A 24,014-nucleotide genomic window follows, 5' to 3' on the forward strand; every position below is an offset into this window, starting at 1 on the left:
AGAGCCGCACTTCGTACGCCCTGTCTGTGACCAGAGCCGCTTTCCGTACGTCACCCACCGGATGAAGGGTTCCACCGCCATGCCAGAGACCAGCCGCAGAGGGCTGCTGTTCGGAGCCACCGCCCTCTCCGCGGGCGCGCTCCTCACCGCCTGCACCAGCAACGAGCCGAAGAACGCCCAGCCCGCCGGCAACAGCCAGCCCGCCGCCGACGACAAGCCGGGCAAAGCCGTCACCATCGGCTTCGCCGGTCCGCAGGCCGACCACGGCTGGCTCAACGCCATCAACGTCAACGCCAAGTCCCGGGCGGAGGAGTACTCCGAGGTCTCGTTGGAGATCACCGAGGGCTCCAACGACACCGCCGCCCAGATCGGGCAGGTCAAGACCCTCATCAACAAGAAGGTCGACGTCCTGGTCATCCTCCCCGCCGACGGCAAGGCCCTCACCCAGGTCGGCCTGGAGGCGATGAAGGCGGGCATCCCCGTCGTCAACCTGGACCGCATCTTCGCCTCCCCGCAGGCGTACCGCTGCTGGGTCGGCGGCGACAACTACGGCATGGGCCTCAACGCCGGTCACTACATCGGCGAACAGCTCAAGGACAAGGCGAACGCCAAGGTCGTCGAACTGGCGGGCATCGACAACCTGGAGCTCACCAAGCAGCGCAGCCAGGGCTTCTCCGACGCGCTCAAGAACTACCCCAACATCAAACTGGTGGCCCGTCAGGCCGCCGAGTTCACCGTCGAGTCGGGCCAGGCGAAGATGGCCCAGCTCCTCCAGGCGCAGAAGCAGTTCGACGCCCTGTGGAACCACGACGACGACCAGGGTGTGGGCGCGCTCCGCGCCATCCAGCAGGCGGGCCGCGACGAGTTCATCATGGTCGGCGGCGCCGGAGCCAAGTCCGCGATGGACGCCATCAAGGCCGACAACGGGGTCCTCAAGGCGACCGTCCTCTACCCGCCGACGATGGCCGCGTCCGCCATCGACCTGGCGCGGGCGCTGGGCCAGAACAAGGGCATCAACGGTCTCTCCGAGATGGAGATCCCGACCTCCCTGACCCTGTACTCGGCCGTGGTCACCAAGGACAACATCGACCAGTACCTGCCGACGGGCTTCAACTGACCGGGTCTCCGGGGGGCGTGGCGAGCGCGTCCCCCGGCCCGTTACCGCACACCGACGAGGAGGAAGTCCGCATGGCCCGTAGTCAAGAGCAGGGGACGGAAGCGCAGACCGGGGCACCGGCGCCGCCGCCACGGCAGGCGCGAGGAACGCTCGGGGTCGGCATGGTCGGTTACGCGTTCATGGGCGCCGCCCACTCCCAGGGGTGGCGCACCGCCGGACACGTCTTCGACCTGCCGGTGCGGCCCTCTCTCGCCGCGATCTGCGGACGCGACCGGGCGGCGGTCGAGGCCGCCGCCGCCCGGCACGGCTGGGCGGCGGCGGAGACCGACTGGCGGGCGCTGATCGCCCGGGACGATGTGCAGCTGATCGACATCTGCACCCCCGGCGACAGCCATGCGGAGATCGCCATCGCCGCCCTGGAGGCGGGCAAGCACGTGCTGTGCGAGAAGCCGCTCGCCAACACGGTCGCGGAGGCGGAGGCGATGGTCCGCGCCGCCGAAGCAGCCCGGTCCCGGGGGCAGGTGGCGATCGTGGGCTTCAACTACCGCAAGGTGCCCGCCATCACCTACGCCCGGCAGCTCATCGCGGAGGGCCGCCTCGGCACCCTGCGCCACGTGCGCGCGAGCTATCTCCAGGACTGGCTGGTCGACCCGGCCTCCCCGCTCACCTGGCGGCTCAAGCGCGAACACGCGGGCTCCGGTGCGCTGGGCGACCTGGGGGCGCACATCGTGGACCTCGCCCAGTACCTGGCGGGGGAGCTGCTGACGGGGGTCTCCGCCGTGGCCGAGACCTTCGTACGGGAGCGGCCCCTGCTCGCCGGACCCGCCGCCGGGCTCTCCGGCAGCGCCGGTACGGCGGAGCTCGGCGAAGTGACCGTGGACGACGCCGCGTTGTTCACCGGCCGCCTCGCCTCCGGGGCGCTCGCCTCCTTCGAGGCGACCCGGATGGCGGCCGGACGCAAGAACGCGCTGCGGCTGGAGATCAACGGGGAGCTGGGCTCGCTCGCCTTCGACCTGGAGCGGCTCAACGAGCTGTCCTTCCACGACCACACCGAGCCCGCCGCCACCGCGGGCTTCCGCCGCATCCTGGTCACCGAGCCCGAACACCCCTACCTGGAGGCGTGGTGGCCGCCGGGCCACGGCCTCGGCTACGAGCACACCTTCGTCCACCAGGCCCGTGACGTGGTCCGCACGATCGCCGAAGGCACTGAGCCCCGGCCCTCGTTCGCGGACGGCCTCCAGGTGCAGCGGGTGCTCGCCGCCGTCGAGGAGAGCGCCGCCAAGAACTCCGTACACACCCCCGTCCCGTCCTAGGAGGCTGCCGCCCATGCCCCGCCCCTTCACCCTCTTCACCGGCCAGTGGGCCGACCTCCCGCTGGAGGAGGTCTGCAAGCACGCCCGGGACTTCGGTTACGACGGGCTCGAACTCGCCTGCTGGGGAGACCACTTCGAGGTCGACAAGGCCCTCGCCGACCCCGGCTATCTGGACAGCAGGCACCAACTGCTCGACAAGTACGGGCTGAAGTGCTTCGCGATCTCCAACCACCTGGTGGGCCAGGCCGTCTGCGACCATCCGATCGACGAACGCCACCAGGGCATCCTGCCCGCCCGCATCTGGGGCGACGGGGAGGCCGAAGGCGTACGGCGGCGGGCCGCCGCCGAGATCGCGGACACCGCACGGGCGGCCGCCGCCTTCGGGGTCGACACGGTCGTCGGGTTCACCGGCTCCTCGATCTGGCATCTGGTCGCGATGTTCCCGCCGGTCCCGCCGCACATGATCGAGCGCGGCTACGAGGACTTCGCGGAGCGCTGGAACCCGGTCCTGGACGTCTTCGACGCGGAGGGGGTGCGCTTCGCCCACGAGGTGCACCCGAGCGAGATCGCGTACGACTACTGGACCACCAAGAAGGCCCTCGAAGCGGTCGGCCACCGGCCCGCGTTCGGGCTGAACTTCGACCCGAGCCACTTCGTCTGGCAGGACCTCGACCCGGTCGGCTTCCTCTACGACTTCCGGGACCGGATCTACCACGTGGACTGCAAGGAGGCCCGCAAGCGGCTCGACGGCCGCAGCGGCCGGCTCGGCTCGCACCTGCCGTGGGGCGACCCCCGGCGCGGCTGGGACTTCGTCTCCGCCGGGCACGGCGATGTGCCCTGGGAGGACGTGTTCCGGATGCTCCGGTCCATCGGCTACGAGGGGCCCGTCTCCGTGGAGTGGGAGGACGCGGGCATGGACCGGCTGACCGGCGCGCCGGAAGCGCTTGCCCACCTCAAGCGGTTCGACTTCGACCCGCCATCGGCCTCCTTCGACGCGGCCTTCGGCGGCGGCGAGTAGAACCTGCGGCGGAGTGGCCCCGGGTGCTCCGCACAGGCGCCCCGGGGCTGCCCCGCCCTGCCCGGAATCCCCTTTGTCCTGACGGAAGCAGAAGTTCGGCCCAACCCTTGCACAAGGGCTTTCCGTCCCCGACGAACAGGTCTACCGTCCTCAGCGTGTACACGACATGACTCGCGTCACCGGGGTCACTCCCGTCCCCGGTGACGCACGCGCGGCAGTCCCCGCGCGGCACGGCACGGCTACATCCGCCCGTACAACCGGCACTCTCCGGAGGACCTACGTGCACCGAACCAGAAAGCGGCTCCTGGCCCGGACCCGCGTCCGTAAAACGCTCGCGCTGTTCACCGGCGGACTCCTCGCCGCCGCGACCCTGACCCTCGGCTCCGCTCCCGGCGCCACCGCCCACCCGGGCCACCCCGGACACGAGCAGCCCGTGGCGGAGGACTTCCAGCAGGTCACCCTCGCCAAGGGCGTGGAGGAGACCGGCGAGCCCATGTCGCTCGCCGTCCTCCCCGACCGCAGCGTGCTGCACACCTCGCGCGGCGGCGAGCTGCGGATCACCGACAGCGCGGGCAACACCCGGATCTCCGGCACCCTCCCCGTGTACACGCACGACGAGGAAGGGCTCCAAGGCGTCGGAGTCGACCCGGACTTCGCCGAGAACCGGGCCATCTACCTCTTCTACGCACCCCCGTTGGACACCCCGCCGGGCGATGCCCCGGAGACCGGTACCGCCGCCGACTTCGCCAAGTTCGAAGGCGTCAACCGGCTCTCCCGGTTCGTCCTCAACGAGGACGGCACGCTCGACACCGCCAGCGAGAAGAAGGTCCTGGACGTCCCCACCTCGCGCGGCATCTGCTGCCACGTCGGCGGTGACATCGACTTCGACAAGGACGGCAACCTCTACCTCTCGACCGGCGACGACACCAACCCCTTCGCCTCCGACGGGTACACCCCGATCGACGAACGCCCGGACCGCAACCCGGCGTTCGACGCCCAGCGGACCTCCGGCAACACCAACGACCTGCGCGGCAAGATCCTGCGCATCAAGGTCGCCGAGGACGGCTCGTACACCGTCCCCGAGGGCAACCTCTTCGAGCCCGGCACGGAGAAGACCCGCCCCGAGATCTACGCGATGGGCTTCCGCAACCCGTTCCGCTTCTCCGTCGACCAGGCCACCGGCATCCTGTACGTCGGTGACTACGGCCCCGACGCCGGTGCCGCCGACCCGAAGCGCGGGCCGTCCGGGAAGGTGGAGTTCGCCCGGGTGACGAAGGCCGGCAACTTCGGCTGGCCGTACTGCGTCGGCGAGAACGAGCCGTACATCGACTACGACTTCGCCACCAAGACCTCCGGCGCCGCCTTCGACTGCGCGGGCCTCAAGAACGAGTCGCCGCACAACACCGGCCTCGTCGACCTGCCCCCGGCCGAGGCCGCGTGGATACCGTACGACGGCGGCTCGCTCCCCGAGTTCGGCACCGGCTCCGAGTCCCCGATGGGCGGACCGGTCTACCGCTACGACGCCGACCTCGAATCCCCGGTCAAGTTCCCCGAGGCGTACGACGGCGACTTCTTCGCCGGAGAGTTCGGCCGCCGGTGGATCAAACGTATCGAGCAGGACGCCGACGGCACCGTCCAGTCCATCAACGACGTGCCGTGGTCCGGCACCCAGATCATGGACATGGCCTTCGGACCCGACGGGGCGCTCTACGTCCTGGACTACGGCCTCGCCTGGTTCGGCGGCGACGAGAACTCCGCGCTCTACCGCATCGAGAACGCCACCGGAGGCCGCTCACCCATCGCGGAAGCCTCGGCGAACAAGACCTCCGGCACCGCGCCCCTGAAGGTGAAGTTCTCCTCGGCCGGGACCTCCGACGGCGACGGCGACCCGCTCACGTACGCCTGGGACTTCGGCGACGGCGGAACCTCCACGGCCGCCAACCCCACGTACACGTACAAGAAGAACGGTACGTACGTGGCGACCCTCACCGCCGAGGACCCGACCGGCCGCACCGGCTCGGCCAGCGTCCACATCACCGTCGGCAACACCGCCCCGACCGTGGAGCTGGTGCTCCCCGAGGACGGTCAGCTCTTCGAGTTCGGTGACTCCGTCCCGTTCAAGGTGAACGTCAGCGACCCCGAGGACGGCACCATCGACTGCACGAAGGTCGAGGTCAAGTTCACGCTGGGCCACGACAGTCACGGCCACGACATCACCACCGAACACGGCTGCGAAGGCACCATCAAGACCGCCATGGAAGGCGGCCACGACCCCAACGCCAATATCTACGGCGGCATTTCGGCCTCCTACACCGACAATGGCGGGGGCGGCCAGGCCAAGCTGACCGGCAAGGACGCCGCCCGGCTCCAGCCCCGGCACCGGCAGGCCGAGCACTTCGACGGCTCCTCCGGCGTCACCACACCGAGCAAGGCGAGCGCGCACGGCGGAAAGACCGTCGGCGACATCCACAACGACGACTGGATCTCCTTCAAGACCTACGTCCTCGGCGGCACCACCAAGCTCACCGCCCGTATCTCGTCGGCCGGTTCGGGCGGCTTCCTCGAAGTCCGTACGGGATCGCCCACCGGCAAGCTCCTCGGCTCGGGCCCCGTCCCGGTGACCGGCAGCTGGGACACCTTCCAGGACATCGACATCCCGCTGCGCGGAGCACCGAAGAAGCAGACCGAACTCTTCCTCGTCTTCAAGGGCGGCGACGGAGCGCTCTACGACGTCGACGACTTCGAAATCTCCAGCAGCCCCGTCGACAGGACCGCCAAACGCGTCCTGGTCTTCTCCAAGACCGCCGGTTTCCGCCATGACTCCATCCCGGCCGGTATCGCCGCACTGAAGGAGATCGGCAAGGACACCAACATCACGGTCGACTCCACCGAGTCCGCCGCCCAGTTCACCACCAGCAACCTCGCCCGCTACGACGCCGTGGCCTTCCTCTCCACCACCGGGGACGTCCTCAACACCGAACAGCAGAAGGCGTTCGAGAACTACGTGGCCAACGGCGGCGGTTACGTCGGCATCCACGCGGCCGCCGACACCGAGTACGACTGGGAGTTCTACGGCGGCCTCGTCGGCGCCTACTTCGACTCCCACCCGCAGATCCAGCCCGCCACCGTCCGCGTCGAGGACCACGGCCATCCGGCCACCGCGCACCTGGACGAGGAGTGGGAGCGCACCGACGAGTGGTACAACTACCGCACCAACCCCCGTGACAAGGCAAAGGTGCTGGCCACCCTCGACGAGACCACCTACACCGGCGGGAACATGAAGGGCGACCACCCGATCTCCTGGTGCCAGACCTACCAGGGCGGCCGCTCCTTCTACACCGGCCTCGGCCACACCAAGGAGTCGTACGCCGAACCGGCCTTCCGCCAGCACCTGTCGGGCGGTCTGCGCTACGCCACCGGCCAGGTGAAGGCCGACTGCAAGCCCAGCAAGGACTACCGGCCGATCTTCAACGGCAAGACGCTGGAAGGCTGGAAGCAGGCGGGCCCCGGCAAGTTCACCGTCAGCGACGGCGCCCTGCACTCCGAGGGCGGCATGGGCCTGCTCTACTACCAGGCCAAGGAGCTGAAGGCGTACTCGCTCAAGCTCGACTGGAAGATGGCCGGCGACGACAACTCCGGTGTCTTCGTGGGCTTCCCGGAGTCCGACGACCCCTGGTCTGCGGTGAACAACGGCTACGAGATCCAGATCGACGCCACCGACGCGGCCGACCGCACCACGGGCGCCGTCTACGGATTCAAGTCCGCGAACATCAAGGCCCGTGACCGCGTCCTGCGGCCCCCGGGCCAGTGGAACAGCTACGAGATCAAGGTCCGGGGCGAACGTCTCCAGGTCTTCCTCAACGGAGCGAAGATCAACGACTTCACCAACACCGACCCGGCCCGCAGCCTCAAGGACGGCTACATCGGCCTCCAGAACCACGGGGCCGACGACCAGGTGTCCTTCCGCAACATCCAGCTGAAGGAGCTGCCCTCGACGTAGGGCGGCCACCTCTGCCGACGGCGGGCGGGGAAGAGCACGCACCTTCCCCCGCCCGCCGTCCTCCACCCCCTCATCCCCCAGGGAGGCAGCCCGTGACCGCACACGCCGCTCGTGAAGGCCGTACGGAGACCCCACACCATGGAGCCGACAGCCCGGGCCACCGGACGGGCGTCTGGTTCATCGGGGCGCGCGGCTCCGTCGCCACCACCGCCACGGCGGGGTGCGCGGCCATCGCGGCGGGCCTACACCCGCCCACCGGCATGGTCACCGAGACGCCCCCCTTCGCCGACACCGGCCTGCCGCCCCTGGCCTCCCTGGTCTTCGGCGGCCACGACATCCTGGACTGCCCGCTGCCCAAACGGGCCGAGGCACTGGCCGAGGGCGGCGTACTCCCGTACCGCCTCCCCACCGCCGTACGGTCCGAACTCGACGCTGCCGACGCCGAGATCCGCCCCGGCGGACCGCTCCCCGGCGACACCCGCACCGACCAGCAGATCATCGCCGCGTTCGCCGCCGACCTCACCGACTTCGCCCACCGCCACGAGCTGGCCCGCACCGTCGTCATCAACGTGTCCTCCACCGAACCGGCCCCCGGCCCCGACGACCCCCGGCTCCCCGCCAGCTCGCTCTACGCCGCAGCAGCCCTCCGCGCGGGCTGCTCCTACGTCAACTTCACCCCCTCTACGGGCCTGCGCGCCCCCGGGCTGGCCGACGATGTCGCCGACTGCGGCCTTCCCCACGCCGGACGCGACGGCAAGACCGGCCAGACGCTGCTCCGCTCCGTACTCGCCCCGATGTTCCTCCAGCGCGCCCTGCCCGTACGGGCCTGGTCCGGATCGAACCTGCTGGGGGGCGGGGACGGGGCGGCGCTGGCCGACCCGGCGGCGGCCGCCGCCAAGAACGCGGGCAAGGAACGTGTCCTCGCGGACACGTTCGGTACGGCCCCCGAGGGCGAGGTCCACATCGACGACGTACCGGCGATGGGGGACTGGAAGACGGCCTGGGACCACATCGCCTTCGACGGCTTCCTCGGCTCCCGGATGGTCCTCCAGACCATCTGGCAGGGCTGCGACTCGGCCCTCGCCGCCCCGCTGGTGCTGGACCTGGCGCGGCTGCTCGCCCGCTCCCACGAGGCGGGGCTCAGCGGCCCCCGCCCGGAGCTGGGCTTCTACTTCAAGGACCCGGACGGCGGCACCTCACCCGCGCTCGCCGAGCAGTACGCCGCCCTGCTGGCCTTCGCCGAGCGGCTGCGGGGCATGGCGTGAGGCGGCTGCCGCGGGCCCTGCCGCTGCTCGGGGCGGGACTGTGGGCCCCCGCCGGGGCCCCGGGCCGCGCCTCCGAAGACGGCCTGTCCGGTACGGGTGGGACTGCGCCCGCACCGGACAGGCTCAGGCCGTCCCCCGGACGCGGGAGAGGGGGCACGGTGCGGGCCTGGAGCGAACTGTTCCGGGTCTCCGCACTGTTCTCCGTGCCGGGTGACGCACTGGCCGGGGCGGCGGCGGTGGGCCGCCGCCCCGGCCGGGGTACCGCGCTCGCGATCGGCGCCTCGCTCTGCCTGTACGAGGCGGGGATGGCGCTCAACGACTGGGCGGACCGCGAGGAGGACGCCGTCGACCGCCCGCACCGGCCGATCCCCTCCGGCCGCGTCGCCCCGTCGGCCGCCCTGGGCGCGGCCGGGGTACTGACGGCGGCGGGCCTGGCCCTCGCGGCACGGGCGAGCCGCCCGGCGCTCGCGGTCGCCACGGGCCTGGCCGCCACGGTCTGGGCCTACGACCTCCACCTGAAGCACACGAAGGCGGGCCCGGCGGCGATGGCGACAGCCCGCTCCCTGGACCTGCTGCTGGGAGCGACGGCGACGGCCGCGACCGCGCGAAGCACGGGCGACAACGTTGCCGCACCCGTCGCGTCCGTACGCGATGCCCTCCCCGCCGCCCTCGCGCTCGGGGCGCACACCTACGGCGTCACCGCCGTCTCCCGCCACGAGGCCCAGGGCGGGTCCACCGCCGTACCGCTCGCGGTCCTGGCCACGACGGCGGCACTGGGCGCGGCCGTGCTGACAGCGGACCGGGCGGCCAGGACCTCGCCACCGGCGGCCCGGGCGGCCCGGGCCGGGGCACTGGGGGAGCCCCGGCCGGCCCGGGCGAAGAGCCCGGGGGAGCACACGCCCGTACGGACGGGAGGGTCCGGGGACCACCAGCTCGTACGGACGCGAGAGCCCGGGGCGCACCGCCCGGTGCCCACGAGAGGACCCGGGGAGGGCCGGGCGACCCGCCCCCACCACCTCACCCCCGCCGACCTCCTGCTCACCGCGTTCACCGGCGCCTACCTTCGCACCGCCGGGCCACCCCTCCTGCACGCCGCCCTGAACCCGTCCCCGCCCCTGACCCAGCGGGCGGTCGGCGGCGGTATCCGGGCCATGATCCCGCTCCAGGCCGCGCTCGCCACCCGGGCCGGAGCACCCGGCTCCGGGCTCGCCGTCATGGCGCTCGTCCCCCTCGCCCGCGCTCTCGCCCGGAAGGTGAGCCTCACATGACCCTCCACCTCGGTTACGGCACCAACGGGCTCACCGACCTCCGACTCGACGACGCCCTCGGGCTCCTCGCCGACCTCGGGTACGAGGGCGTCGGCCTGACCCTCGACCATATGCACCTGGACCCCCTGGCCCCGGACCTCGCCGAGCGCACCCGCCAGGTCCGGCGCCGCCTCACCTCCCTCGGGCTCCGCGTCACCGTCGAGACCGGGGCCCGCTATGTCCTGGACCCGCGCCGCAAGCACGGCCCCTCCCTCCTCGACGCGGACCCCGAGGCCCGGGCCGCCCGCACCGCGCTCCTCGTCCGGGCCGTGGATGTGGCCGCCGAACTCGGCGCGCACGCCGTCCACTGTTTCAGCGGCGTCACCCCGCCCGGCACCGCGCCGGACACCGCCTGGAAACGGCTGACCGAAGCGCTCGCCCCCGTACTCGACGCCGCCGACCGGACCGGCATCCCCCTCGCCGTCGAACCCGAACCCGGTCACCTCCTCGCCACCCTCGCCGACTTCCACCACCTCCGCGCCCTCCTCGGCGATCCCGCCCCCCTCGGCCTCACGCTCGACATCGGCCACTGCCAGTGCCTGGAGGAGGCCACCCCCGCCCAGTGCGTGCGGGACTCCGCCCCCTGGCTCCGGCACGTCCAGATCGAGGACATGCGGCGCGGCGTCCACGAGCACCTCCCCTTCGGTGACGGGGAAATCGACTTCCCGCCCGTGCTCGCCGCCCTCGCCGCCACCGGCTACCAGGGCCTCACCGTTGTCGAACTGCCCCGCCACTCCCACGCGGGCCCCGAACTCGCCCGCACCTCCATCGACTTCCTGCGCGACGCCATGACCGGGGGCGCGATCGGCAAGAGGAGGGGCGGCGCACCGTGCTGAAGACCCGCAAGGAACTCGACGCCGAACTCGACACCACCGCCCGCGCCTGGCTCGACACCGCCCTGACCGAGGCCGCGCACCACGCCACGCCCGACGGGCCCGCCGCCGACGGGCCTGCCACCCCCGCGTGGGAACTGCGCTTCGCCGCCGCCGGTCGGCACTGCGGTCAGCAGCACGCCGACTCCGTACGCTCCCTCCTCCTCATCAAGGCCCGAGCCCCGCTGCCCACCGTCACCCGGCTCTACGACCAGGGCACCGCCGCCGAACGCCGCGCCGTCCTGCTCACCCTGGACCGCCTCGACCTCGGCGCCACCGCCCTCCCGCTCGTCGAGGACGCCCTGCGCACCAACGACACCCGGCTGGTCGCCGCCGCCGTCGGCCCGTACGCGGCGGCCCACCTGGACCCGCACGCCTGGCGCCACGCCGTACTGAAGTGCCTGTTCACCGGGGTGCCGGTGGACGCCGTCGCCCGGCTCGGGGAACGGGCCCACGGGGACGCCGAACTCGCCCGCATGCTGAGCGACTTCGCCGCCGAACGCACCGCCGCGGGCCGTGAGGTCCCGCCCGGCCTGCGCACCGCCCTCGCCCTCACCGATCCGGCACCCGAGCACGCCCCGGCACCCGAACGGGCCACCCCTGCCGCCCCCACGGAGGAGTCCTGATGCGCATCTTCGACCCCCACATCCATATGACGTCCAGGACCACGGACGACTATCAGGCGATGTACGACGCGGGCGTCCGCGCCCTCGTCGAACCCTCCTTCTGGCTCGGCCAGCCCCGCACCTCGCCCGCCAGCTTCTTCGACTACTTCGACGCCCTCCTCGGCTGGGAGCCCTTCCGCGCCTCCCAGTACGGCATAGCCCACCACTGCACGCTCGCCCTCAACCCCAAGGAGGCGAACGACCCCCGCTGCACCCCCGTCCTGGACGCCCTGCCCCGCTATCTGGTCAAGGACTCCGTCGTCGCCGTCGGCGAGATCGGCTACGACTCCATGACCCCGGCCGAGGACCACGCGCTGGCCGCCCAGCTCCAGCTCGCCGCCGACCACGGGCTCCCCGCCCTCGTCCACACCCCGCACCGCGACAAGCTCGCCGGTCTCCACCGCACCATCGACGTCATCCGCGAATCGCACCTCCCCCCGGAGCACGTCCTGCTCGACCACCTCAACGAAACAACCGTAAAGGCCGCCACTGACAGCGGCTGCTGGGCCGGGTTCTCCATCTACCCCGACACCAAGATGGACGAGGACCGGATGGTCACCATCCTCAAGAACCACGGCATCGAGAAGATGCTCGTCAACTCCGCCGCCGACTGGGGCAGGAGCGACCCGCTCAAGACCCGCAAGGTCGCCGACGCCATGCTGAAGGCCGGGTTCACCGAGGACGACGTCGACCAGGTCCTCTGGCGCAACCCCGTCGCCTTCTACGGGCAGAGCGGCCGCCTCCAGCTGGACGCCCCCGCCCCCGACGCGCTCCACGAGGGCAACTCCATCCTGCGCGGCGGGGAGTGAGGCCATGCGCTTCCGCCACCCGGACGGCTCCACGGTCCACCTCGCGTACTGCACCAACGTCCACCCCGCCGAGACCCTGGACGGCGTCCGCGCCCAGCTCCGCGACCACTGCGAACCCGTACGCCGCCGCCTCGGCCGGGACCGGCTCGGCATCGGCCTCTGGCTCGCCCGGGACGCCGCCCGCGCCCTGACCAACGACCCCGCCGAACTCCGCGCCCTGCGCGCCGAACTCGACAGCCGGGGCCTCGAAGTGGTCACCCTCAACGGCTTCCCGTACGAGGGGTTCGGCGCCGACGAGGTCAAGTACCGGGTCTACCGGCCGGACTGGACCGAACCCGACCGCCTCGCCCACACCACCGACCTCGCCCGCCTCCTGGCCGCCCTCCTCCCCGACGACGTCACCGAAGGCACCATCTCCACGCTCCCGCTCGCCTGGCGCACCCCCTACGCCACCGACCCCGGGGCCGCCCGCACCGCACGCACCGCCCTCACCACGCTCGCCCAGCGCCTGGACGCCCTCGCCGAACTCACCGGCAAGTCCGTCCGCGTCGGCCTCGAACCGGAACCGGGCTGCACCGTGGAGACCACCGCCGACGCCATCGCCCCGCTCACCGACGTCGGCCACGACCGCATCGGCATCTGCGTCGACACCTGTCACCTCGCCACCTCCTTCGAGGAACCGGACACCGCGCTCGACGCCCTGACCGCCGCGGGCATCCCGGTCGTCAAGTCCCAGCTCTCCGCCGCCCTGCACGCCGAACACCCCCACCTGCCCGAGGTCCGCGCCGCGCTCGCCGCCTTCGCCGAACCGCGCTTCCTCCACCAGACCCGCACGCGCACCGCCGCCGGGCTGCGCGGCACCGACGACCTGGACGAGGCGATCGTCGGCGGGGCGCTCCCGGACTCCACCCCCTGGCGCGCCCACTTCCACGTGCCGCTGCACGCGCCGCCCGCGCCCCCGCTCACCTCCACGCTCCCCGTGCTCCGTACGGCGCTGGCCCGGCTCGTCGGGGGAGCGGTGCCGCTGACCCGGCACCTGGAGGTGGAGACGTACACCTGGCAGGCGCTCCCCGCCGAACTGCGCCCCCGCACCCGCACCCAGCTCGCGGACGGGATCGCCGCCGAACTCACCCTCGCCCGCGACCTCCTGGTCGACCTCGGCCTCAAGGAGCTGCCATGACCAAGGACGACCCCGGAACCACCACGGGCACGGCGGACCACCAGGGCCCCACCCCCCTCCTCGTCCTCGACGTCGTCGGCCTCACCCCGCAGCTGCTCACCCACATGCCCCACCTCACGGCGCTGGCGGAGCAGGGCGCGCAGGCCCCTCTCTCCACCGTGCTGCCCGCCGTCACCTGCGCCGCCCAGTCCACCTTCCTCACCGGCACCATGCCCGCCGAACACGGCATCGTCGCCAACGGCTGGTACTTCCGCGAACTGGGCGACGTCCTGCTCTGGCGCCAGCACAACGGGCTCGTCGAGGGCGACAAGCTCTGGGACGCCGCCCGCCGCGCCCACCCCGGCTACACCGTCGCCAACATCTGCTGGTGGTACGCGATGGGCGCCGACACCGACTGGACCGTCACCCCACGCCCCGTCTACTACGCCGACGGCCGCAAGGAACCCGACTGCTACACCCGGCCCCCCGCCCTGCACGACGAACTGACCGAGAAACTCGGCACGTTCCCCCTCTTCCACTTCTGGGGCCCCGGCGCCGACCTGGTCTCCTCCCAATGGATCATCGACGCCACCCGCCACATCATCGCCACCCGCACCCCCGACCTCGCCCTCTGCTATCTGCCGCACCTGGACTACGACCTCCAGCGCTACGGCCCCGACGACCCCCGCTCCCACCGGGCCGCCGCCGACCTCGACCGGGCCCTGGCCCCGCTGCTGGCCGACGCCCGTGCCGAAGGCCGTACGGTCGTCGCGCTCTCCGAATACGGCATCACCCGCGTCAGCCGACCGGTCGACATCAACCGGGCGCTGCGCCGGGCGGGCCTGCTGGAGGTGCACACGCAGGACGGCATGGAGTACCTCGACCCGATGGCCTCCCGCGCCTTCGCCGTCGCGGACCACCAGCTCGCCCACATCTACGTACGCCGTCCGGAGGACCTGGAGGCGGTCCGCGCGGCCTTGGCGGACCTGCCCGGCATCGACCAGCTCCTGGACGACGAGGGCAAGAAGGCGCACCACCTGGACCACCCCCGCTCCGGGGAGCTGGTCGCCGTGGCGGAGAAGGACGCCTGGTTCACGTACTACTACTGGCTCGACGACGCACGCGCCCCCGACTTCGCCCAGCTCGTCGAGATCCACCGCAAACCCGGCTACGACCCCGTCGAGCTGTTCATGGACCCCGAGGACCCCTACGTACGGCTCAAGGCCGTCTCGGCGGTCGCCCGCAAGAAGCTCGGCCTGCGCTACCGCATGGCGGTCGTCCCCCTGGACCCCTCACCTATTCGCGGCAGCCACGGCCGCCTCCCCGAGAGCGACGACGAAGGTCCGCTCATCCTCTGCTCCACCCCCCACACGTTCACCGACCGGGTCAGGGCCACCGAAGTGAAGTCCCTGCTCCTCCAGCTTGCCGGACTGCACTGACAATCCCCGTCACGCACCCGGTACCGCACCGCTCACCCCACGTCCCGTCACGTCATCCAAAGGAGCCACGCGAACATGAGCCGCACCTCCAAGGACACCGAACTCGCCCGCAGACTCAGCCGCCGCAACATCCTCGGTGTCGCCGCCGGAGCCACCGCCGCCACGATCATCGGCACGGCGACCGCCCAGGCCGCCGCAGCCCAGGGACCCGCCAAGGGCCCCGGTCACGGACACGACCACGGGCATGGTCACGGCAAGGGCAAGGGGAAGCCCGTCCTGCCCCCCGGCCGCCTCGGCATCCAGCTCTACAGCCTCCGCGACAAGATCTCCACGCTCGGCTTCGCCCCCGTCTTCGCCGAGCTGGAGAAGTACGGCTACGACGAGATCGAGCTCGCGGGCTACACCCAGGGCTCCGCCGGCCCCATCACCCTCGCCCAGCTCAAGCGGCTGGCCAAGGACCACGGCCTCAACCCGATCGGCAGCCACGTCGGCTACTACGACGACAACAACCCCGGCGCCTACACCTTCGCCCAGAACCTGGAGAAGGTCCTCGACGACGCCCAGGCCCTCGGCCTCAAGCACATCGGCACGGCCTCGGGCCCGTTCCGCTACGGCTCCACGGTCGACGGCTGGAAGCGGGCGGCCGAGGACTTCAACACGTACGGGGCCGCCGCCCGCAGGCGCGGCATGAAGTTCTACCAGCACAACCACGCCGAGGAGTTCTCTTTCGCGACCGACAAGCCGAAGGTGCGCCTGTACGACGTGCTGCTCGCCGAGACCGATCCCGACCTGGTCTATCTGGAGATGGACATCTACTGGGCGTACTGCGCGCAGTTCCGGTTCAGCAAGCGCGTGGACGGCACCCGGGCCCCGCTCGACCCGCTGAAGTACGTCCTCAAGTACCCGAACCGCTACCCCCTCTTCCACGTCAAGGACGGCGTCCGCGACGACACGACGCGCGACGGATACCGCATGTCGGACGTCGGCGACGGGGACATCGACTACAGGACGTTCCTGTCCAAGGTGACCAACAGGACCCACCACGGCCGGAGCTACCACCACTGGCAGGCCGAGCACGACAACCCGGTCGACTCGCTCGCCTTCGCCCGGAAGTCCAGCGAGCACCTGCACTCCCTGAGGGCGGGCCGCTGCGGCGACTGACGCGCGCCGTGCATGCGGGACCGGCGGGGCTACCCGATGCCCTGCCGGTCCGGCAGCAGGGCGAACTCCCGGTCGGCGGCCACCGGAACGGTCCGCTCCACGGCCTGGACCAGCAGTGCCCGGTGCCGTACCAGCGGCTGCTTCCGCTCCTCCGGCGCCAGCAGCAGCAGATCGTCCAGCCCCGCCAGCAGCCGCCGTGACACCTGGGGGCTCCCGGCCACACACCAGCGGATCTCCTCGAAGGCCAGATCCACCAGGTCCTCCCACCCCGGCCCCTCCTGCACCAGCCGCACCTTCCCCGCCCGGTCCCGGTGGTGGACGGTACCGAGCGGCAGCCGCACCACGGTCGCGAGGAACTGCACGATCCGGTCCAGGCACTGGACGGCGGTGGTCGGGTCGTTCACGGAGGTCGACAGGGCCCGCAGCGCGATGTCGGTGAGCTGGCGCAGCCCGAACGCCAGATCCTGGTGCAGGGTGCGCTCCACCGAGACGGAGACCGCCGACCCCAGGCGGTGCCGTGGAGGTACGGCGCCGCCGTGGACAGCGAGCACCGGGGTCCCCGGCACCACGAAGTCCCCGATCCGGGGGATCAGCCGCAGGACGACACCCTGCCGCCGCGCGGCCCGGACCAGCCGCGCCGTGTTCACGTCCCGCAGCACCCCGGCCCGCCCCTCGTGCACCACCCGCCCGGTCTCCGGCCCCAGCACCTCGGGCCCGCCCGGCCCCCTGGGCATCCGGCCGAGCACCCGGAACGAGTCCCGGGCGATCCGGTCGACGACCGGCCCGACCTGCATGAGCCGCAGCGTCGAGCTCACGTAGATGATGAACAGCAGCAGGCTCAGCCCGACGAGCACCAGCGTGAGCAGGCTCTGCAACAGGGGGACCGAGACCACCTGGCGCGGGTCGGTCTCACCCTCGTACGAGGCCAGGACCAGCAGCGAGAAGAGGAACGTCGCGAGGAACACCGTCAGCGTGAGCTTGCTGATCCGGCTGCGGACGAAGATCCGCACCACCCGGGGCGTGAGCTGCCCGCTGGCCATCTGCACGGCGACCAGCGAGATGCTGAACACCACACCGATGAAGGTCATCATGGCCGAGCTGATCTGAGTGACGATCGTCTTCGCGTCCTGGGAGAACGAGATCAGGCCGCCGAGCTCGTCGTACGCCTCCTCCCGCTGGAAGAACGCGACGATCTCCTCGTCGATCTCGGAAGCGGCCAGCCACAGCACGAACACACAGACGAACCCCAGCGTCGGGGCGAACCAGAACGTGTCGCGCAGATGCTCGCGCAGGGGAGACAGCGGACGGGGCCGGCGGTAGCCGCGATCAGTCATGGACGCGAAGGTAGCCCCGCGACCTCCCCGGACCGCGGAGGCCGAGGTCGTACGGCACGCCGCACCCCACTGACCACCGGATATGCACCCGATACGCAGGTGAAACGCACTCCGAACCCCTGGTATTGTTTTCCATGTCGCCGCGGGGAACACACCGCGAACGGCAGACACCTTGTCCGGGTGGCGGAATGGCAGACGCGCTAGCTTGAGGTGCTAGTGCCCTTTATCGGGCGTGGGGGTTCAAGTCCCCCCTCGGACACTGAGGCCAATCGACCAGATGAAGCCGGTCAAAGCAGCGTTATGTTGCTTTGACCGGTTTCTTCGTCGTGGTGGGCGAGGTGCAGGCTTCCGGTTCAATGCCGTCGGCGGACCGGAACGTTCCCGACCACTCGCAGGTGGTGTGCCCGCCGTGCCCCACGCACACGAGCCGGGCCGCGGTGAAGGTGCCCCGCGGCCCGTCCGCGGTGGCGGTGCCGAGACCGAGACGTTCAGGATCGAGAAGGTGACGGAGAACATGAACCCCTTGCCCGGCAGGCCGAAAAGGATCTGTCGCTGCCGGGCGGTGAGCCGAGGTGGTTCCCTGCCTCTCTGGCGGTCGGATCGCTGAAGGTGCTGTCAGGGGCGTGGCAGCTGGTGCGACCAGAGGGGCCGAGGCCACTCCGGCCGGAAGAATCGCGGAGCGCGCGGCGCGGGTGCCGGTCGGAGCCCCGCTAAGGTGTGTCCCGCTCCGCCGCCTCGGCGATGTGCTTGATGCGGGCAAGACGCCGGTCCCAGTCGGCGGCGAGCGCGGCCATCCACTGCGCCGTCGCGTTCAGGGCGTCCGGCCGCACCGCGTACCGGACCTCGCGGCCGACCCGCCTGCTGGAGACGAGACCGGCCGCGTCCAGCACCGCCAGGTGCTTGACCACGGCCTGCCGCGAGACGGGAAGCCTTCCGGCGAGCACGGTCGCGGTGGTCTCGTCCCGCTCGGCGAGGACATCCAGCAGCTGACGCCGGGTCGGCTCGGCGAGCGCGGCGAGAACACCGTCGACCGCGTTGGCGGCGTCGCGGGGCTCGCTCGTCACTCGGACCGCTCGACGCGCTCCTTGAACGCGTCGAGCACCTGCGGCCAGCCGCCGACGTTGTCCTGAAAAGCCTTTCGCCGCAGCTCCTCGGAGGCGACCAGTGCCCCGAACCCGCTCTCGACGACGCGCAGCCGTGTCTTGTCACCCTCCGCGATCAGCGTGAACTCCACCAGCGTGCTGTTGTCCGCGGTGAGCTCCTTGCCCGGGAAGGCGCTGGCCCAGCGGTAGGCCACGTACGTCGGCGGCTCGACTTTCTCCACGCGCACCGGGAAGTCACCGTACTCGGGGTCCTTCACCACCAGTGTCTCGCCCGGCTTCGCCAGGATGCCGGCCGCGGCCGCCGGGTCGGAGACCCAGAATCCCGGCTCGGCCACCAGTGGCCAGACCCGTTCCACGGGAGCCGCAATCAGGGTCTCGCGTTCGATCAGTTCCTCGCTCATGGCGAACTCCTCGGTCGATACCAAACGTGCAACCCAAGGGTTGCATGTCCAGTCGCAGACGCGCAACCCTTGGGTTGCACAAGGTGGGGTCCGAGGCGTCGTACGTGTTGGGCTCCGGGCCGCACAGCGCCCGGCCGTAGATCTCGGCGTCGGTGCCGGGGCCTCATCCGGAGGGCATCGGCGCGGCCTCACCGGTCTCGCCGGTGCCTGGCGTGTGCGCGGCAAGGGCAGGCGGGCGCCCCTCCTGTCACGATCCGGTCTCGGACGCGGAGGAGGGTCTTGTTTTCAGCCATGTAATCGATTCCAATCATGCCTGTAATCGATTCCACGGCGTCGTGCGAGCGCACCAACCCTGGTTTCGAGGTGTACGGAAACCACAAGGAGGTGGTCCGGACATGGCGAGCATCAAAGATGTCGCGGCCCAGGCGGGGGTCTCCGTCGCCACGGTCTCGCGGGTGCTGAACAGCCATCCGTCCGTCAGTGCCGAGGCGCGCACCCGTGTCCTCGCCGCCGTCGACGCCCTCGGCTACCGGCCCAACGCCGTGGCCCGCTCCCTGCGCACCGCGCAGACCCGGACGCTCGGCCTGGTCATCAGTGACGTACTCAATCCGTACTTCACCGAGCTGGCCCGCTTCGTCGAGGAGGAGGCCCGCGCGCTCGGCTACAGCGTCATCATCGGCAACGCCGACGAGCGGCCCGAGCTCCAGGACCACCACATCCGCACCCTCATCGACCGCAGGATCGACGGGCTGCTCGTCTCGCCCGCCGACGGTGGCTCGCCGCTGATGCGGGAGGTCTCCCTGAGCGGTACGCCGATGGTCTTCGTCGACCGCTGGATTCCGGGCATCGACGTGCCCGTCGTCCGGGCCGACGGCACGGGGGCGGTCAAGGACCTGGTGGCGCACCTCCACGAGCTCGGCCACCGCAGGCTCGCGATCATCGCCGGGCCCGCGGCCACCACCACCGGCAACGAGCGCGTCGAGGCGTTCCGGGAGGCCCTGCGGGAGCTCGGCCTCGCCCTGCCCGACGCCTACATCGGGCAGGGCGACTTCCAGGCCGCCAGCGGACGGCGGGCCACCGAGGGCTTCCTCGCCCTTCCCGAGCCGCCCGAGGTCGTGTTCGCCGCCGACAACCTGATGGCGCTCGGCGCGCTGGACGCGATCCGGGCCCGGGGGCTGCGGGTCCCCGACGACATCGCGCTCGCCGCCTTCGACGACATCCCGTGGTTCGTCCACACGGACCCGCCGATCACCACCGTCGCCCAGCCCACCGCGGAGCTGGCGCGGGCCGCCGTCCGCGCGCTGGCCGACCTGATCGAAGGACGGACCCCGCAGTCCGTCACCCTGCCCGCCCGTCTCGTCGTACGCCGCTCGTGCGGCCAGGACGCGACCGACCAGAGGAGCACCCGGTGACCGCATCGGAGGAACGGCCGGAGCGACCGGAGCCGGGGGAGGGCCCTGAGCCGACGGCGGCCACGCCGGACGAGCGGCCGGTTCCCCGCCCGGACGGGCAACCGGCGCCCCACCCCCACGAGTTGCTGCGCATCGAGGGCCTGCGCAAGACCTTCCCCGGTGTCGTGGCGCTCGACAACGTCGACTTCGACCTGCGCAGAGGCGAGGTCCATGTCCTGCTCGGCGAGAACGGCGCCGGGAAGAGCACCCTCATCAAGATGCTCTCCGGCGCCTACCGCCCCGACCGGGGCCGCATCCTCGCCGAGGGCCGCGAGGTGCGGATCAACAACGCGCAGGACGCCGAACGGCTCGGCATCGCCACCATCTACCAGGAGTTCAACCTCGTCCCCGACCTGACGGTGGCCGAGAACATCTTCCTCGGCCGGCAGCCGCGCCGCTTCGGGCTCGTCGACCACCGGCGCATGCGGGCCGACGCGGAGAAGCTGCTGCGCCGGGTCGGCGTCGATGTGCGGCCCGACGCCAAGGTCCGCGAACTGGGCATCGCCCGGCTCCAGATGGTCGAGATCGCCAAGGCGCTCAGCCTGGACGCCCGGGTCCTGATCATGGACGAACCGACCGCCGTGCTCACCTCCGAAGAGGTCGACAAACTCTTCGCGATCGTCCGGCAGTTGCGTGCGGACGGCGTCGGGATCGTCTTCATCACCCACCACTTGGAGGAGATCGCCGCACTCGGCGACCGTGTCACCGTCCTGCGCGACGGCCGCAGCATCGACCAGGTGCCCGCCTCCACGCCCGAGGACCGGCTCGTCCAGCTCATGGTGGGCCGGAGCATCGAGCAGCAGTATCCGCGTGAACGGCCCGATGCCGGTGAGGTGTTGCTTTCCGTGCGCGGTCTGACCCGGGACGGGGTCTTCCACGACATCAGCTTCGACGTGTACGCCGGTGAGGTCGTCGGCCTCGCCGGACTCGTCGGCGCCGGTCGTACGGAGGTGGCGCGCGCGGTCTTCGGCGCCGACCCGTACGACACGGGCACCGTCGACGTACGCGGCGAACGCCTCGCCCGGCACGACGTGCCCGCCGCGATGGGTGCCGGGATAGGGCTCGTACCGGAGGACCGCAAGGGGCAGGGCCTGGTCCTGGACGCCTCCGTACAGGAGAACCTCGGCCTGGTCACGCTGCGTTCGGCGACCCGCTCCGGGCTCGTGGACCTGAAGGGGCAGCGTACGGCCGCCGCCCGCATCGCCGAGCAGCTCGGCGTCCGTATGTCCGGCCTCGGCCAGCACGTGCGCACCCTCTCCGGCGGCAACCAGCAGAAGGTCGTCATCGGCAAGTGGCTGCTGGCCGACACCCGCGTGCTCATCCTCGACGAGCCGACCCGGGGCATCGACGTCGGCGCCAAGGTCGAGATCTACCAGCTCATCAACGAACTCACCGCATCCGGCCATGCCGTCCTGATGATCTCCAGCGACCTGCCCGAAGTCCTCGGCATGAGCGACCGGGTGCTGGTCATGGCCCAGGGCCGGATCGCCGGTGAACTCCCCGCCGGACAGGCCACCCAGGACGCGGTGATGGCCCTCGCGGTCTCCACCGCCGCGGCGGACGCGAACGACCACCCCGCACCGAAGAAGGAAGAAGAGGAGGGCCCCCGTGGCCACTGAGACACTCAAGAGTGACACGGGCGCGGGGGGCACTTCCGTCATACGCCGCGTCCTGCTCGACAACGGCGCGCTCAGCGCCCTGGTCGTCCTGGTGGTGGCGATGTCGCTGCTCTCCGGCGACTTCCTGACCACCCAGAACCTGCTGAACGTCGGTGTCCAGGCGGCCGTCACCGCGATCCTCGCGTTCGGCGTCACCTTCGTCATCGTCTCGGCGGGCATCGACCTGTCCGTCGGTTCGGTGGCGGCCCTGTCCGCGACGGTCCTGGCCTGGTCGGCGACGTCCGCCGGGGTGCCGGTCGTCCTCGCGGTCGTGCTCGCGATCGTCACCGGTATCGCCTGCGGCTTCGTGAACGGCGCCCTCATCTCGTACGGCAAACTCCCGCCGTTCATCGCGACGTTGGCCATGCTCTCGATCGCCCGCGGTCTCTCGCTCGTCATCTCGCAGGGCAGTCCGATCGCGTTCCCCGAATCCGTCTCGCGGCTCGGCGACACGCTCGGCGGCCGGCTCCCCGTACCGGTCCTCGTGATGATCGCGATGGGGCTGCTCACCGCGCTGATCCTCGGCCGTACGTTCATCGGCCGCTCGATGTACGCGATCGGCGGCAACGAGGAGGCGGCCCGGCTCTCGGGGCTCCGCGTCAAGCGCCAGAAGATCGTCATCTACGCGCTGTCCGGCCTCTTCGCCGCCGTCGCGGGCATCGTCCTGGCCTCGCGCCTCGTCTCCGCCCAGCCGCAGGCCGCCCAGGGGTACGAACTCGACGCCATCGCCGCGGTCGTCATTGGCGGCGCCAGCCTGGCCGGCGGGGTCGGCAAGGCGTCCGGCACCCTGATCGGCGCACTGATCCTCGCGGTGCTCCGCAACGGCCTCAACCTCCTCTCCGTGTCGGCGTTCTGGCAGCAGGTCGTCATCGGTGTCGTCATCGCGCTCGCCGTCCTGCTCGACACCCTGCGCCGCAAGGCCGGTTCGGGTGCGGCCTCCTCGGCGGGCACCGCACCCGGCGCGCCCGGGTCCGGGCGTCGGGGAGTGCTCAAGTTCGCCGGGGCCGCGCTCGCTGTGGCGGTTGTCGTCGGCGGGGTCTCCTACGTCAACTCCGGTTCGTCCGGGGGCGCGACGAAGGTCGGCATGTCCCTCTCGACGCTGAACAACCCCTTCTTCGTGCAGATGAAGGAGGGCGCGCAGGCGGAGGCGGAGAAGGCGGGCATCGACCTCACCGTCACCGATGCCCAGAACGACGCCTCGCAGCAGGCCAACCAGCTCCAGAACTTCACCAGTTCGGGGTTCTCCTCGATCATCGTCAACCCGGTGGACTCGGATGCCGTCGGCCCCGGTGTCCGCAGCGCCAACCAGGCGGACATCCCGGTGATCGCCGCCGACCGGGGTGTGAACAAGGCGGAGGCCGCCACCCTCGTCGCCTCCGACAACGTGGCGGGCGGAAAGCTCGCCGCCGACGCGCTGGCCGACAAGCTCGGCGGCAAGGGCAGCATCGTCATCCTCCAGGGCACGGCGGGCACGTCCGCCAGCCGGGAGCGCGGCGCGGGCTTCGCCGAGGGGCTCAAGGCGTACCCGGGCATCAAGGTGGTCGCCAAGCAGCCCGCCGACTTCGACCGCACCAAGGGCCTGGACGTCATGACCAACCTGATCCAGTCCCACCCGGACATCACGGGCGTCTTCGCCGAGAACGACGAGATGGCGCTCGGCGCGGCCAAGGCGCTCGGTGCCAGGGCCGGGAAGTCCGTCTCGGTCGTCGGCTTCGACGGCACCCCGGACGGCCTGAAGGCGGTCGGGGCCGGAACGCTCTACGCCTCGGTGGCGCAGCAGCCCGGCGAACTGGGCAGGATCGCGGTGCAGAACGCCGTCAAGGCGGCCAAGGGCGACAAGGTCGAGAGCACGGTGAAGGTGCCGGTCAAGGTGGTGACCCGCGAGAACGTGGCCGACTTCTCCTGACGGCCGCCCCCGGCCCCGACCGACGAAAGCAGGAAG

19 protein-coding genes and 1 tRNA gene are annotated in these 24,014 nt (G+C 71.3%); 16 read left to right on the forward strand and 4 right to left on the reverse strand.

Features of this window, described 5'->3' with window-relative positions; genetic code table 11:
* The first annotated feature begins 79 nt into the window (after positions 1 to 79).
* From B7C62_31915 to B7C62_31970, 12 genes are all read left to right on the forward strand, one after another.
* Complete coding sequence (locus tag B7C62_31915; protein ARF77464.1) at positions 80 to 1,117, forward strand: sugar ABC transporter substrate-binding protein; 1,038 nt, start codon at positions 80 to 82, stop codon at positions 1,115 to 1,117.
* Positions 1,118 to 1,188: 71 nt separating this feature from the next.
* Positions 1,189 to 2,430, forward strand: a complete 1,242-nt coding sequence (locus tag B7C62_31920) for a dehydrogenase (GenBank protein ID ARF76379.1) — start codon at positions 1,189 to 1,191, stop codon at positions 2,428 to 2,430.
* Positions 2,431 to 2,443: 13 nt separating this feature from the next.
* Entirely contained in the window at positions 2,444 to 3,448 is a 1,005-nt protein-coding gene (locus tag B7C62_31925) for an AP endonuclease (GenBank protein ID ARF76380.1), read from the forward strand.
* A 280-nt stretch (positions 3,449 to 3,728) separates the two neighbouring features.
* Complete coding sequence (locus tag B7C62_31930; protein ID ARF76381.1) at positions 3,729 to 7,448, forward strand: glycosyl hydrolase; 3,720 nt, start codon at positions 3,729 to 3,731, stop codon at positions 7,446 to 7,448.
* Between the two features lie 179 nt (positions 7,449 to 7,627).
* Positions 7,628 to 8,713, forward strand: a complete 1,086-nt coding sequence (locus B7C62_31935) for a myo-inositol-1-phosphate synthase (GenBank protein ID ARF77465.1) — start codon at positions 7,628 to 7,630, stop codon at positions 8,711 to 8,713.
* The gene (locus tag B7C62_31940) at positions 8,710 to 9,981 is read left to right on the forward strand and encodes a prenyltransferase (GenBank protein ARF76382.1); all 1,272 of its coding nucleotides are present in this window, start codon (positions 8,710 to 8,712) and stop codon (positions 9,979 to 9,981) included. The genes B7C62_31935 and B7C62_31940 overlap by 4 nt, the downstream gene beginning before the upstream one ends.
* On the forward strand, positions 9,978 to 10,856 hold the full coding sequence (locus B7C62_31945) for a xylose isomerase (protein ARF76383.1): 879 nt from the start codon (positions 9,978 to 9,980) through the stop codon (positions 10,854 to 10,856). Before B7C62_31940 ends, B7C62_31945 begins: the two co-directional genes overlap by 4 nt.
* A complete protein-coding gene (locus B7C62_31950) occupies positions 10,850 to 11,518 on the forward strand; it encodes a sugar phosphate isomerase (GenBank protein ID ARF76384.1) in 669 nt (222 codons plus the stop codon). Before B7C62_31945 ends, B7C62_31950 begins: the two co-directional genes overlap by 7 nt.
* Complete coding sequence (locus B7C62_31955; protein ARF76385.1) at positions 11,518 to 12,366, forward strand: hydrolase TatD; 849 nt, start codon at positions 11,518 to 11,520, stop codon at positions 12,364 to 12,366. The genes B7C62_31950 and B7C62_31955 overlap by 1 nt, the downstream gene beginning before the upstream one ends.
* 4 nt (positions 12,367 to 12,370) lie before the next feature.
* Positions 12,371 to 13,546, forward strand: coding sequence for a xylose isomerase (locus B7C62_31960; GenBank protein ID ARF76386.1), 1,176 nt, complete (start codon positions 12,371 to 12,373; stop codon positions 13,544 to 13,546).
* Positions 13,543 to 14,964, forward strand: a complete 1,422-nt coding sequence (locus B7C62_31965; protein ARF76387.1) for an alkaline phosphatase family protein — start codon at positions 13,543 to 13,545, stop codon at positions 14,962 to 14,964. Before B7C62_31960 ends, B7C62_31965 begins: the two co-directional genes overlap by 4 nt.
* A gap of 75 nt (positions 14,965 to 15,039) precedes the next feature.
* Positions 15,040 to 16,125, forward strand: coding sequence for a xylose isomerase (locus B7C62_31970; GenBank protein ARF76388.1), 1,086 nt, complete (start codon positions 15,040 to 15,042; stop codon positions 16,123 to 16,125).
* Between the two features lie 29 nt (positions 16,126 to 16,154).
* Here B7C62_31970 and B7C62_31975 read toward each other — a convergent pair whose 3' ends face one another.
* A complete protein-coding gene (locus tag B7C62_31975; GenBank protein ARF76389.1) occupies positions 16,155 to 17,459 on the reverse strand; it encodes a hypothetical protein in 1,305 nt (434 codons plus the stop codon).
* A 174-nt stretch (positions 17,460 to 17,633) separates the two neighbouring features.
* Here B7C62_31975 and B7C62_31980 point away from each other — a divergent pair.
* A tRNA-Leu gene (locus B7C62_31980) sits at positions 17,634 to 17,718 on the forward strand.
* A gap of 39 nt (positions 17,719 to 17,757) precedes the next feature.
* On the opposite strand, the gene B7C62_31985 is transcribed toward B7C62_31980, so the two are convergent.
* Genes B7C62_31985 through B7C62_31995 form a run of 3 tightly spaced genes read right to left on the reverse strand, consistent with a single transcriptional unit; the run spans position 17,758 to position 18,963 of the window.
* Positions 17,758 to 18,117 (reverse strand): hypothetical protein, encoded by a 360-nt coding sequence (locus tag B7C62_31985; GenBank protein ID ARF76390.1) that lies wholly within the window; start codon positions 18,115 to 18,117, stop codon positions 17,758 to 17,760.
* A gap of 52 nt (positions 18,118 to 18,169) precedes the next feature.
* Positions 18,170 to 18,523: a transcriptional regulator gene (locus B7C62_31990; protein ARF76391.1), complete on the reverse strand. Its 354-nt coding sequence runs from the start codon at positions 18,521 to 18,523 to the stop codon at positions 18,170 to 18,172.
* Positions 18,520 to 18,963 carry a polyketide cyclase gene (locus B7C62_31995; GenBank protein ID ARF76392.1) on the reverse strand — a complete coding sequence of 148 codons (444 nt, stop codon included), beginning with the start codon at positions 18,961 to 18,963 and terminating at the stop codon, positions 18,520 to 18,522. The genes B7C62_31990 and B7C62_31995 overlap by 4 nt, the downstream gene beginning before the upstream one ends.
* 395 nt (positions 18,964 to 19,358) lie before the next feature.
* Between B7C62_31995 and B7C62_32000 the strand changes: the two genes are divergently transcribed.
* The 3 genes from B7C62_32000 (at position 19,359) to B7C62_32010 (ending at position 23,978) form a co-directional block, all read left to right on the forward strand.
* A complete protein-coding gene (locus B7C62_32000; protein ID ARF76393.1) occupies positions 19,359 to 20,375 on the forward strand; it encodes a LacI family transcriptional regulator in 1,017 nt (338 codons plus the stop codon).
* A 122-nt stretch (positions 20,376 to 20,497) separates the two neighbouring features.
* Positions 20,498 to 22,033 carry a sugar ABC transporter ATP-binding protein gene (locus B7C62_32005; protein ARF77466.1) on the forward strand — a complete coding sequence of 512 codons (1,536 nt, stop codon included), beginning with the start codon at positions 20,498 to 20,500 and terminating at the stop codon, positions 22,031 to 22,033.
* Positions 22,023 to 23,978 (forward strand): transporter, encoded by a 1,956-nt coding sequence (locus B7C62_32010; protein ID ARF76394.1) that lies wholly within the window; start codon positions 22,023 to 22,025, stop codon positions 23,976 to 23,978. The genes B7C62_32005 and B7C62_32010 overlap by 11 nt, the downstream gene beginning before the upstream one ends.
* Positions 23,979 to 24,014: the final 36 nt, after the last annotated feature.

This window comes from Kitasatospora albolonga (assembly GCA_002082585.1).
Lineage (GTDB): Bacteria > Actinomycetota > Actinomycetes > Streptomycetales > Streptomycetaceae > Streptomyces > Streptomyces stephensoniae.